Origin of the sequence: Pseudomonas sp. ICMP22404, assembly GCF_006227205.1 — a bacterium.
Classification (GTDB): Bacteria; Pseudomonadota; Gammaproteobacteria; order Pseudomonadales; family Pseudomonadaceae; genus Aquipseudomonas.
In genome coordinates this window covers 443,632-457,746 of record NZ_VCNG01000002.1, presented here as the reverse complement: position 1 = coordinate 457,746, position 14,115 = coordinate 443,632, and the positions used below count along the sequence as shown (strand labels likewise).

At 66.1% G+C, this 14,115-nt stretch carries 2 protein-coding genes; both read left to right on the top strand.

The features are described from left to right. The first annotated feature begins 85 nt into the window (after positions 1-85). On the top strand, positions 86-10,291 hold the full coding sequence (locus FGE05_RS05775; RefSeq protein WP_139642326.1) for a non-ribosomal peptide synthetase: 10,206 nt from the start codon (positions 86-88) through the stop codon (positions 10,289-10,291). Continuing rightward, a complete protein-coding gene (locus FGE05_RS05770) occupies positions 10,288-14,115 on the top strand; it encodes a non-ribosomal peptide synthetase (protein ID WP_139642324.1) in 3,828 nt (1,275 codons plus the stop codon). Before FGE05_RS05775 ends, FGE05_RS05770 begins: the two co-directional genes overlap by 4 nt.

The window sequence follows — 14,115 nt, the reverse complement described above, 5'->3', positions numbered from 1 at the left end:
CAGCCGCCGCGGGGTCACTGCCTGACCACCGCGGCGCCAGCCCGACACCCACTGTTTTCAAGCCTTTGAAATGGACCAAGCAAGCATGAACAACATCGAAGACATCTACTCCCTTTCGCCGACCCAGCACGGCCTGTTGTTTCACAGTGTCTTTGAACCGGATTCGCGGGTGTACTACCAGCAATTGAGCCTGGAAATGAACGGCCCGCTGCAACTCAACGCCTTTCGCGGTGCCTGGCAGGCGCTGATACAGCGCCACGCCGTGCTGCGCAGCGCGTTTCTCTGGGAAGAGCTGGACGACGCCTATCAGGTGGTGCAGCAGGACGTCGACCTGCCCCTGACCGAACTGGACTGGCAGGACCGCGCAGACCCACAGGCCGCCCTGGAACAACTGGGTCTGGAGCAACGGGCGCAACCCCTGGAGCTGAATGAATCGCCACTGATGCGCGTCTGCCTGGTGCGCCTGGCACCCGAGCGCTGGCACCTGATCTGGACCTTCCATCACATCCTCATGGACGGCTGGAGCGTCGGCATCGCGGTGCAGGAATGGCTGGCGCTCTACTACGAGCAAGCCCATGGCCGCCCCGCCCACCTGCCACCGACCCGCGCCTACCGCGACTACATCGCCTGGCTGGCGGAGCAGGACATGGCAGCCACCGAAGGCTTCTGGCGCGAGCAGTTGCAGGACCTCAGCGAACCGACCCCGCTGCCCAGCTTTGCCGTGCGCGAGGCCGCGCCTGCTGGAGCGCCTTTCGCCGAGCGGGAAAGCCTGCTGGATGACAGCGAAACCGAGCAGCTGTCACAGTTCGCCCGTCGCCACGACCTGACCATCAATACCTTGATCCAGGGCGCCTGGGCATTGCTGCTGGGCCAACACGCCGGACGTGACGACGTAGTCTACGGCGTCACCGTCGCCGGCCGCCCGGAGAACCTGGCCGCGGTCGACAGCACCGTCGGGCTGTTCATCAACACCCTGCCGCTGCGGGTGCAGTGGGCCGACAGCCCGGCGCTGGTGGACTGGCTGCAGCAGTTGCAGCACGCCAACAGCGACCTGCGCCACCACGCCTACCTGCCCCTGGGCAAACTCAAGGCGATGACGCGCATCGCCGCCGAGCAGGCGCTGTTCGATTCGATCCTGGTGTTCGAAAACTTCCCGGTCACCGATGCGCTGAACCAGGACACCGGCGGCTTGAGCTTCAGCGCTCCGGCCAGCGAGCAGCGGGCCGACGGCATCACCCTGACCCAGGGTCGCAACCACTTCCCGCTGTCGCTGATCGTGATGCCGGACAAACAGTTGCACTACCTGATCAGCTACGACCGCAGCCGCTTCAGCGACGCCGAGGTCGCGGTGTTGTCCGCACAGTTGCGCGCGATTCTGTTGGCGATGACGGCGCAAGCCCAGTGCCGGGTCAACGAACTCGAGTGGCTGAGCCTGGAAGAACGCCAGCAGTTGTTGGTACAAGGGCTCGGCGCGCAACTGCCGGTATCCCAGGACTGCCTGCACCAGCGTTTCGAACAGCAAGTAGCCGCATACCCCGAACAACTGGCGGTACGCGATCGCCAGGTGGCACTGACCTACCGTGAACTCGATAAACAGGCCAACCGCCTCAGCCAATACCTGCGCGCCCAGGGCATCGGCCACGACAGCGTGGTCGCCCTGGCCATGGAGCGCAGTGCCGATTTCGTCATTGCCCTGCTCGCCACCCTCAAGGCCGGCGCGGCGTATCTGCCGCTGGACATCAAGCAGCCCGCCGGCCGCCTGGCTGACGTGCTGGTAGACAGCCGCGCCGCGCTGTTGATCGGCGCCAGCCCTTCGCCGCTGCTCAAGGGCCTGGCCGAGCACACACCGACGCTATGGCTGACCGAACAGGCCCAGGCCATCGCCGCCCAGCCAGACGTGCCACCCGCCGTGGCCCACAGCCCGAGCGATGCCGCCTACGTGATCTACACCTCGGGCTCCACCGGCACGCCCAAGGGTGTGGTGGTCGAGCACCGGTCCATCGTCGACTACCTGACGGCGGTGCAAGCCGTGCTCAACCCGCCAGCGGCCGCCCGCTACGGCTTGCTGTCGAGCATCGCCGCCGACCTCGGCCATACCCAACTGTTCGGTGCGCTGTGCAGCGGCGCCAGCCTGTTGCTGGTGGATGAAGACAGCGGTTTCAGCCCACTGGCACTGGCCGAACTCTTCGACCAGCATCCGGTGGATGTGCTGAAAATCACCCCAAGCCACCTCGCCGGCCTGTTGCAGGCACTGCCCGATGCCCGCCTGCTGCCCCGCGCGCTGCTGGTGTTCGGTGGCGACGCCCTCAGCCCGGCGCTGCTGGAACAGGTGAACCGCCTGGCACCGGGCTTGAAGGTGTTCAACCACTATGGCCCGAGTGAAGCGACCGTCGGCGCCATCGCGACCGAACTGCCGGCGGGCCTGCGCAGCATCGCTCTCGGCCGGCCGCTGCCGAACCGTCAACTGCAGGTGGTCGATGGCAATGGTCGCCTGGCCGCCATCGGCGTGTCCGGTGAGCTGCTGATCAGCGGCGCCCTGGCCCGGGGTTACCTGCACCGGGACGACCTCACCGCCGAACGCTTCCATGTCGATGCGAACGAACAGCGCTGGTACCGCACCGGCGACCGCGTGCGCTGGCAAGTCGACGGTCAAATCGCGTTCCTTGGCCGAGTCGACAGCCAGGTGAAGATCCGTGGCAACCGCCTGGAGCTGGGCGAAGTCGAGGCGCAGATCAAGCGCCTGTCACCGCTGATCGAGCAGGCACTGGTGCGCGTCGTCGAACTGGACGGCAGCCCACGCCTGGTGGCCTGGCTGGTCGCCAGCCAATCGATCTCACCCGCCAAGCTGCGCAACGACCTCAGCGCCCGCGTGCCGGACTACATGGTGCCGGCGCACTTCATCACCCTCGACGAACTGCCCCTCACCCGCAATGGCAAAGTCGACGTGCAGCGCTTGCCGACACCACAGAAACCCACCGACGACAGCGCCAGCCATGTCGCCCCGCGCAACGAAGTCGAAGCACTGCTGGCCGACATCTGGCAGGACGTTCTCAAGCTTGAACGGGTGGGTGTGCACGACAACTTCTTCGCGCTGGGGGGGGACTCGATCATCAACTTGCAGATCATCGCCCGCGCCAACCAGCAGGGACTGAAGCTCACGCCTCGGCAGTTGTTCGAAAACCGCACCATCGCCGACATCGCCCGGGTACTGGGTGCCGATGCCAGCCAGGGGGTGGCGGAAAACCTTGCCAACGGTTACGAGCTGCCACTGGGCGCCGGCCAACGGGCACGCCTGCAACAGGGCCCGCTCGAGGCCACCTGGCGCTGCGTGGCGCTGGCCCAGGTCATCGACAGCGACTTGCTGGGCCAGGCGATCAGCGCCTTGCAGCAACACCACCAGGCCCTGCGCCTGGCACTCAAAGCGTTGCCCGACGGGCAATGGCAGCAACGGGTACTGGGCTCGGCCAAGGCGCCGCTGATCGCCCACGAGAAACTGGCCGAGTGCGACCCGCTGCACTTGCAAGCCCTGGCCCAGGCCGGTGTCGACGCGCTTGAACTGGATGCTGGCCAGACCTTGCATGCCTGCCTGCTGGACGTGGCTGGCAAGCCGTCCCTGTTGCTGGCCGCTCACCCGCTGTGCGTGGACGAGGCATCCTGGTCGCTGCTGCTCACCGACCTCAACCTGGCGCTGGCACAGCTGATGTATCACCGGCCGGTCCGCCTGTCCTATGCCGGCGGCGATTTCAGCCAGTGGACGCGACACCAGCAGGCACACGCCCAAAGCGATGCCCTCGACGACGCCTGGGAACATTGGCTGCAATACGCCGGCATGGAGCCGCTGCAACTGCCGGAAAGCGAGCAACCCAGCAGCGTGGTCGAACACGCCCTGCCCGCCAGCACCTCCAGCGAACTCAAACGCGTGGCCGAGGTGCTGCAACTGGACTGGAACAACCTGCTGGCCGCAGCCGTGGTCGAACAATGCCGTGAGCTGGGCGGCGACGGCCTGGTTGCACTGAGCGTTCAAGGCACCCGCCCCGCCACCGAGCGCTTGCCTGTCGATGCGCCCATCGCCGTGGCCGACCTCGAACCGGCACGCATCCTCGGCCCCCTGGATCTGGCCGTGCCGTACTTCCTCCAGACCGAAGGCGACAGCCTGCTGCAACGCGTGCAGGCCCTGGTCGCGCAGATGCGCGCCTACCCGCAACAAGGCGTTGACTACGGCGCCTTGCGCTACCTGTCGGACAACACTTACCTGCAAGAGCCCCTGCGCGATCTGCCGGCGGCAGCGGTCGCCATTCGCTGGTTGGGCAACCTCGACAGCCATCGCGAGGAGCACGGCATCCTCACCGGGGTCGAAGCGGCAAATCCACTGGCGGCGTCTGCCTGTCCGCTGACCCTCGACGCCTGGTGGCAGGACGATTGCCTGCACCTGCGCAGCCAGGGCGGCCTCGCCGCGACTTGGGCACCACGGCTCATGCAACGCTTGAGCGAACTCGCCAGGCTGCACAGCGCAACCGACCTGCGCCCTGCCAGCCAGGCCTTCCCGCTGTGCCACACGCAAGCGACGACCCTGGCGGCCGAGCCCCTGGACTGGTCGAACATCGAAGACGTCTACCCGTTGTCGTCGATGCAACAGGGCATGCTCCTGCACACCCTGCTGCAACCCCACAGCGGCATCTACCTGATGCAGCAACGCTACAGCTGGGACGGCGTGTTGCAACGCCCGGCCATGGAAGCGGCCTGGCAATTGTTCCTGCAACGGCACCCGATGATGCGCACCGCGTTCTGGTGGCAGGAAGACCACGAGCCGTTGCAATGCGTCTACCGACAGACCCACCGGGCTTTCGACTGGCAGGACCTGCGCCATCTCGATGAAGAGCAGCAGCGCCTGGCAATGGACCAGGCCCTGGAAGCGCAACGCCTGCAAGGCTTCGACATGGCCTGCGCGCCGCTGACCCATCTGCGGGTGTTCCAACTCGATGAGCGCCGCTTCGCCGTGGTGCGCAGCTTCCACCATATCCTCACCGATGCCTGGTGCTTCGGCCTGTTGATGGAGGACCTGCTGGCGATCTACCAGGCCCTGGTGCGCCAGGAGCCCGTGGCCCGTCCGCGCCTGCGTTCGTTCCGAGGCTACATGAGCTGGCTGGAGCGCCATGACATGGCCGCCGCGCACGCCTTCTGGCAAGCGGAAATGGCCGGTTTCAGCGAGCCGACGCCGCTGCATGTGGACAGCCCCGTGGCCCGCCCCGAGCAGGCACCGGAGCAAGTCGGCGACTTCGACCAGACCCTGAGCATCGCCCAGACCCAACGGTTGCAGCAGTTGTGCCAGCAATATCAACTGACCCCCAACACCTGGATCCAGGGCGCCTGGGCGCTGTTGCTGTCGCGCTACAGCGGCAACCGCGACGTACTGTTCGGCGTGACTGTGGCCGGCCGCCCGACCGATCTGGCCGGTGTGGAGGAAATGGTCGGGCTGTTCATCAACAGCCTGCCGCTGCGGGTCGACGTCGACCCCGAAGCGCCGGTCGCCGACTGGCTGCAGGCATTGCTGTCGCACAACGCGCAGCTGCGCGAGCACGAAAGCGCGTCACTGGTGGACATCCAGCGTTGCAGCGAAGTGCCCCGTGGCCAGCAGCTGTTCGACAGCCTGGTGGTGTTCGAGAACGCCCCGCTGGACATCAGCAGCGTGCAACTGGACGCCTTCAGCATCGACATCTACGAAGACCGGGTGCACACCAACTTCCCGATGACGGTGGTGCTGTACCCTGGCGATCGCCTGGGCATTCGCCTGTCCTATGACAGCCAGCGCTTCAGCACCGACACCGTGCAGCGCATGCTCGGTCATCTGGTACAACTGCTGTCGAGCATGCTCGATCAGCCGCAAGCGCCCCTGGGCAGCCTGCACATGCTCCCCGAAGCGGAGCGCCAGCAGTTGCAGATCGAGTGCAACCGCAGCGCCGTGGACTTCCCGCTGGAGCGCGGCTACGCGGCGCTGTTCGCCGATCAGGTGCAGCGCCGTGCGCAACACCTTGCCGCGGTCTGCCAGGGCCAATCGCTGACCTACGCCGAACTGGACCGCCGCGCCAACGCCATCGCCCACTCGCTGCAAGCGTCGGGCGCCGGTCCGGAAACCCTGGTGGCGCTGTTTGCCGAGCGTGGCCTGGCCTTGCTGACGATGATGATCGCCACGCTCAAGGTCGGCGCCGCATTCCAGGCCCTGGACATCCAGCAACCGCCCGCTCGCCTGGCGGAACTGCTGAACCTCGGCGAAGCCCCGCTTCTGCTGGTCTGCGAGAGCGCGGCGGCGACGCTGGACAACGTCCTGCCGCAGCTGCGCCGGCAACCCACCTGCCTGATCGCCCAAGCGCTCTGGCAAAGCGGCGCACCAGCACCGGTCAGCTACGCCCATACCCCCGACCAGCTGGCCTACGTGATCTTCACCTCGGGTTCCACCGGCACGCCGAAAGGGGTCATGGTCGAACAACGAGGAATGCTCAACAACATGTTCGGCAAGGTGCCGAGCCTGGGCCTGGGCGAACACGACCGGATTGCCCAGACGGCGTCCGCGGCGTTCGACATCTGCGTGTGGCAGTTCCTCGCCGCGCCGCTGTTCGGCGCCACCGTGCATATCCTGCCCGATGCCCAGGCCCACGACCCGGTGGCCCTGCTCGACGCCGTTCAGGAACACGGGCTGACGTTGCTGGAAACCGTGCCAGCGCTGATTCGCGGCATGCTCCAGGAGAGTCAGGCGCATCACAACCTGGCAAGCCTGCGCTGGCTGCTGCCCACTGGCGAGGCCCTGCCACCGGCCCTGGCGCGGGACTGGTTCGCACGCTTCCCGGCCATCCCGTTGATGAACGCCTACGGTCCGGCGGAATGCTCGGACGACGTTGCCTTCCACCCGATCACCGAGGCACCGACCGACGACTGCCTGCACATGCCCATCGGCAAGCCGACCGCCAACAACCAGGTGTTCGTCCTGGATTCGGAGCTGCGCATGGTGCCCCTCGGCGTTCCCGGTGAGTTGTGCATCGGCGGCGTCGGCGTGGGTCGCGGTTACCTGCGTGACCCGCAGCGCACCCAGGAAGCCTTTGTCCCGCATCCGTTCCAGGCGGACGCACGCCTGTACCGCAGCGGCGACATCGGCCGGATGCGCGCCGATGGCGTGATCGAGTACCTCGGCCGCCGTGACCAGCAAGTGAAGATCCGTGGTCACCGTATCGAACTGGGCGAGATCGAAAACCGCCTGATGCAGCACCCGGCGGTGGACAGCGCTGCCGTCCTGGCGCTGCCCGACGCCCGTGGCGCCTTGCAGCTGGTCGCCTGGTACGTGCTCGACAGCGCTGCCGACCTGGGCGGCGAATCCGCGCAACAGGTGCTGAGCGCTTATCTGGGTACGCAACTGGCGCACTACATGGTCCCGGCCCGCTGGCTGGCGCTTGAGCAATTGCCGCTGAATGCCAACGGCAAGGTCGACCGCCGTGCACTCGCTGCCAAAGGCGTGCCTCAGGCCGAGAGCGCCGATGAGCTGTGCGTGGCACCGCGCACCGCCACCGAGCAGGTATTGGCGGAACTCTGGCAGGAGATCCTCGGCCTGGACAGCGTCGGTGTGCACGATGACTTCTTCGCCATCGGCGGCCACTCGCTCCTGGCTACCCAGGTGCTGTCGCGGATTCGTCGCCGCCTGAACGTCAGCCTGCCGCTGCGCACGCTGTTCGAACGCGGCACCCTGGAGCAACTGGCCACGGCGGTCGACCGGCAACGCGACGCCCAGGTCGTGGCCGAGGGCGACAATGAAATCGCCCTGGCGCCACGTCACCAGCCGCTGCCGTTGTCCTACGCCCAACAGCGCTTGTGGTTCCTCGATCGCTTCGAAGGCCCGAGTGCCGCCTACAACATGAGTACGGTGGTGAGGTTGCGCGGGGCGCTCGACATCCCGGCGCTGCAAGCAGCATTGCAAACTGTACTGGAACGCCACGAATCGCTGCGCACCGCCTTCCACCTCAACGGTGATCAGCCCTGCCAGGTGATCAGCCCGGCACCACGGGTCGACCTGACGCCGACCGAGTTGGCTCAGTTGACCGACGAGGCGCAGGCAGACACCCTGCAACGCCTGATCGATGAGCAGGCAAGCACCCCGTTCGACTTGCAACAGGCGCCGATGCTGCGCGCCAACCTGCTGCGCCTGGGCACGGATGATCATGTGCTGCAACTGGTGCTGCATCACATCGCCACCGACGCCTGGTCCATGGGCATCCTCGTCCAGGAACTGATCATCGGCTATCAGGCGTACACCAGCGGTTCGACGCCGACCCTGCCGGTGCTACCGATCCAGTACGCCGACTATGCCCACTGGCAACGCAGCGAAGCACAGCAACACCTGCTGGCACGGGCCATCGACTACTGGCGGCGCCAACTGGACGGCGCACCGACGCTGATCCCGCTGCCGCTGGATTACCCACGCCCGGCACGTCCCGATTACCAGGGCGCGGCCCTGGAGCAACGCTTCACACCGGCCCAGACCCAGGTGCTCAAGGCGTATGCGCAAGCGCAGCGGGCGACGCTGTTCATGGTCCTGCTCAACGCTTTCAACAGCCTGATGCAGCGTGCCACCGGGGCCAACGATTTCATCGTCGGCACCGACCTGGCCAACCGCGAACACCCGGCCCTGGAACACCTGATCGGGTTTTTCGTCAACGTGCTGCCGATCCGCGCACGCCTGACCGAAGGCGACACCTTCGACGCTCGCCTGCAACGCTTGCGTGAAGATTGCCTGTCGGCCTTCCAGCATCAACAAGTGCCGTTCGACAAGCTGGTGGAGGAGCTGCAACCGCCGCGCACGCCGGGGGTGAACCCGCTGGTCCAGGTGCTGTTCGTCATGCAGAACACACCGAGCGGCAACGCCAACCTGCCGGATCTTGAGGTGGAACACCTGGTCCCGCGCCAGGAGAGCAGCAAGTTCGACCTCGCGGTGTTTGTCGAGGAAGACGAGGAGCAGGGCCTGAACGTGCGCTGGGTGTATCGCACCAGCGTGTTGCAGGAAGCGACTGTCCGGCGTTTCGAGCAAGGTTTCGAAAGCCTGGTCGAGCAGATTGCGGTCTCCGGGCAGGCGCTGGACAACTGGTCCTGGCGCCTCGAGGAAGGCCAGGGCAGCACAGCGCCCGCCCTGCCCGACTCGCCCGCCGACGACGCCACGGCCCGTAGCGCCCGCAAGCTTTCCAAGCTGAGCAAGCTCAAGCAGACCCGCGCCACCGCCGTCAGCCAGCTGGCCCACGAACAGGTGCGCAGCCGCAGCCTGATCCCTGGACAACCCCTGCCGTTGGTGATCGAACCGTTGCTGGGTGACCTGGATCCGGTGCACTGGGCGCTGCAAGCCAGGGAATGGATCAACGGGCAATTGCGCACCCACGGCGGCCTGTTGTTCCGTGGCTTCAACCTGCCGGACGCCGCCGCGTTCGAACAGTTCGCCCAGGCCATCGAACCGGACCTCTATGGGACTTACGGCGATCTGCCGAAGAACACCTCCGGCAAGAACATCTACCATTCCACGCCGTACCCGGAACAACACATGATTCTCTTCCACAACGAGAGCTCGCACCTGCCGCAATGGCCGCGCAAGCAGTGGTTCTATTGCGAGACACCGTCCCCCGTAGGCGGCTGCACGCCCATCGTCGATTGCCGTCAGGTACTGGCGCGGTTGCCGAACGACATCGTCACCCGCCTGAAAACCCACGGCCTGCTCTATGTACGCCACTTCACCGACAAGCTGGACGTACGCTGGCAGGACTTCTTCAAGACCGAACAACGCGAGGAAGTCGAACGCCAATGCCGGGCATCGGGCATGCGCTGGGAATGGCTGGGGGCCGATAACCTGCGTATCGCCCAGCACTGCCCGGCGATTGTCGAGCACCCCGAGACCGGCGAGCTGTCGTTCTTCAACCAGGTGCAACTGCACCACACCGCCTGCCTGGAGCCTGAAGTGCGCAGCAACCTGATCAATCTGTTCGGCCCGGAGCACCTGCCGCGCAACGTCTACTACGGCGATGGCAGCGTGATCGAAGATGCGGTGATGGACGTGATCGGCGCGGCATACGAGGACTGCGCCGTGCGATTTACCTGGCAAAAAGGTGACATGGTGATGCTCGACAACATGCTGGTGGCCCACGCCCGGGACCCCTTTGAAGGCGAGCGCAAGATTTGTGTTGCCATGGGCCAGATGATGCGCCGCGAAGAACTGAAGGAGCATTTGCCTGAAGCGCAGGCGCTGCCGGTGGCGGAGGTGCAGGCATGACGGCTTACGAAAAGCGTGAAGAAGCCTTCGCCCTCTCGCCGCAGCAGCGCAGCCAATGGCTGGGCGGGTTGCCGCCGGTACGGCTGGAGCTGGAGATTCGCGGTGCGCTGGCGCTGGAGCGCCTGCAACAACGGCTCGCCGCGTTGAGTGCTTGCCATGAGGCCCTGCGCTTGCGGGTGCGGCCGGAGCCGGGGTTGCTGACGCCGTTGCAGGTCATTGAGTCCACCGTCACCGCAGCCGATGGGATCACCGTCGAAGTCCAATCGGTGGATGCCGACCGGCACCGGGTCGTGCTGCAACTGCAGGCGCTGAGCGCGGACCGCGGGACCTTGCTGCGCCTGGTGCAGGCACTGGCATCAGCGCAGGCACCGGTGCTCGACGACGAAGCCATGACCTACACCCAATACAGTGCCTGGCTCTACGAATTGCAGGCTGACGACGATGCCGAGCAGGGCCGGCGCTTCTGGGCTACCCAGGCGCTGGACGATTCGGCCGGCGAGTTGCTCTACCGCCAGGTACGCAGCGATCGCGCCGATGCGCCGGTGACCACCCGCCTGATTGCAAACCCGCAATTGGGCATGGCCCTGGACCGTTTTTGCCAGCGTCACGGGGCCTCCCACGAGCAGGTGCTGATGGCGGCCTGGGGCGTCCTGTTGCAGCGCTTGAGCAGCGGCGACAGCCCGGCGCTGACCCTGAACTGGGTGCATGACTGCCGTGACGACTACGAAGAACTCGCCGACTGCTGGGGGCTGTTCGCCAAGCCCCTGCCTTTGCGCTGGGAAGCGGCTCCCGAGCATTCCTTTGCCCAGGCGCTGGCAAAGCTGCAGACGCTCTGCGAACACGCCACCGAATGGCAGGAGTATTGCGGCGCCGGCACCGCCCAGGTGGTCGAAACCGCGCATTACGGCTTTCAATGGGGTGCTCGCCTGCCTGGGCCACTCGGAGTCTTCGGTAGCAGCGCATCGACGCTTGCCGTGCTGGACCTCCAAGCTGTCCCGTCGGGCATGGAACTGCTGCTGGTGGCCGAAACCCTCGGCGGCGACTATCGCCTGAACCTGTCTCACCCGCCGAGCCGCTACAGCGAACAGGCCGCCACGACACTGCTGGAACAGTTGCAGTCGCTGCTGCTCGACGCCCTCGCCTACCCGGACAAACCGCTGTCGGAACTGTCGTTGCAGGCCCCGGGCTTCGCGGCGACGCTGGCTGCCGTGCAGGCCCCGCTCGACGTGCCGCCGGCGTTTACCAGCGTGCCGGCGCGCTTTCGCGAATGTGCCGCACAATTCCCTGGGCACCTGGCCCTGCGCGATCACAACGGGCACTTGAGCTACGCCGAACTGGACGCACGCAGCAACCAACTGGCCCATTACCTGCGCGCCCAGGGTATCGGCCGCGAGGACCGTGTGGCGTTGTACCTGGACCGCTCGGTGCAAATGGTGCTGGCCATGCTCGCCGTGCTCAAGAGCGGCGCAGCGTTCATCCCGCTGGATGCCCAACAGCCCGCGCAACGCTCCCTGGCGATCCTGCAGCAGGCGCAACCGGCCTTCGTCCTCAGCGGCGCGGCCGGCAGCGCACCCGCCCTGCCGTCCGTCGTCAGCCTCGACCTGCGTAATGAAGCCGCCTGGCAACAAGGGCCGACGAGCGCACCGGACTTCGACATCCAACCCCAGGACGCAGCCTACGTGCTGTTCACCTCGGGCAGCACCGGCACGCCCAAAGGCGTCATCGTTGAACACCGGCAGCTTGGCAGCTATGTCGCCAGCGTTTCCCAGCGCCTGAAACTCATGGCGGGCGAGCGCAGCGCAGTGGTTACGTCGCTGGCGGCCGACCTCGGTTACACCCTGCTGTTCCCGGCGCTGCTCAGCGGCGGCGAATTGCACCTGTTGGACAAGGAAACCGCCATGGACGCCCAGGCCTGGGCTGCGTGGCAGACGCAATACCCGATCGATCACTTGAAGATCGTGCCATCGCTGCTCGACGCTTGGTTGATCCATGCCCAAAGCGCTGCCGTGCTGCCGCGCAAGCAATTGATCCTCGGCGGTGAAAGCTGCTCGCGACGCCTGTTGCAGAGCATTCGCAGCCATGCGCCGGCACTGACGATCTTCAACCATTACGGCCCTACCGAAACCACGGTCGGAGTGGTGATGCACGCTGTCGAAGCGGCGGTGGACTATCGTCGCCTGCCCCTCAGCGACCGTCTCGACGGCATGCGCCTGTACTTGCTCGACGACCAGCAGGCCCTGGCCGCTCCCGGCCAAAGCGCCGAGCTGTATATCGGCGGCCCGCAACTGGCACGGGGCTATCTGGACCCACAACAAAGCGCCGACCGCTTTATCGAACTGCCACAATGGCCAGGCGAGCGCCTGTATCGCACCGGCGACATGGCCCGTTATCTTCATGACGGCAGCCTGGAAATCACCGGGCGCGCGGATCGCCAGGTGAAGATCCGCGGCTTTCGCGTGGAACTCGACGAGATACAGGCACAATTGACCCGCCTGCCCGGCGTGGCCCAAGCCGCCGTGGAATGCATCCCTCGGGGCGAACTCGGCCAGCAACTGTTCGCCTTCATGACCCTGGCGCCCGGGCATTCGACCACCGTCGCCCGGCTGCACGGCCAGGCCCAGGATTGCCTGCCGGACTACATGCTGCCGACCCTGCGGATTGTCGAGGCGCTGCCGCTGATGGGTAATGGCAAGCTCGACCGCAAGACCTTACAGCAATGGGCGGACAAAGTGCTCGACACGGTCGGCAGTGCCTTGCCACGCACACCATTGGAAGCCCTGCTCGCCGACGTCTGGGCGCAAGTGCTGGGCCTGGAGCGGGTGGGCATCGACGATGACTTCTTCGAGCTGGGCGGCCACTCCCTGGCGGCGGTGACGCTTGCCAGTCGCCTGCAGACCGCGTTGTCGGCACCGGTGACGGTCAATGCGGTGTTCAACGCCCCCAGCGTCTCGGCCTTTGCGGCGCTGGTGCAGGCCGAGCTCAAGCTCTCGCCCCTGGTCAGGTTGTCGGCGCTCAATGCCGAGGCCGCCAATCTGTTCTGCTTCCACCCGTCCACCGGCCATGTGCAGGACTACCGCACGCTGCTGGCTCCCCTGCAATCCTGGAACCTCTGGGGTTTGCAGGCGGCCTACCTGGCCGAGGACAGCACCACGCTGGACGGTGATATCGAAAGCCTCGCCGCACTCTACGTCGAGCACCTGCGCCAACAGCAGCCCCAAGGCCCCTATCACCTGCTGGGCTTTTCCCTCGGCGGACTGCTGGCGATTGCCGCAGCCGCGCGCCTGGAAAGCCAGGGCGAGCAAGTGGCCTTTCTCGGCATCATCGACTCGCAGTACCAGCATCAGGCACCGGAAGACAGTGTCGAGGCGCTGCTGGAGTCGGCTGCGCAGGCGCTGACCCTGGACAGCCAGGTGCTGATGCGTCAGTTGCCGCCACCCGTCATCGCCGCGTTGACCGAGCAACTGGGCGCCCTGCCCCCTGCGGCACGCCTGGCGGAACTGGTGCAATGGGCCCGCCAGCAAGGCCTGCAACTCGATGGCGACAGTTGGGACCACTTGCAAACGCGGCTGCGCTACCAGCAACACACTCAGCGCCTGCTGGCCAGCTTCAAGCCTGCACGGTTAAGCTGCCCGGTTCATGTCTGGTGGGCCAGCGACACCCTGGCCCAGGCCGAATTCGTCGACCCGCATTGGGAACGCCTGAGCAGCGGGCCGCTGACCCGCGAAGTCGTCCAGGCGCAACACCTCACCATCCTCGAGCAAGGCGTCCTGCATCAGCAATTGGCGGCGCGTCTCGAGACATTTGCGACACACGGAGCGGTTTGA

Coding starts and splice junctions, on each gene's coding strand:
- FGE05_RS05775 (WP_139642326.1), top strand. CDS start 86: ATGAACAACATCGAAGACATCTACTCCCTTTCGCCGACCCAGCACGGC.
- FGE05_RS05770 (WP_139642324.1), top strand. CDS start 10,288: ATGACGGCTTACGAAAAGCGTGAAGAAGCCTTCGCCCTCTCGCCGCAG.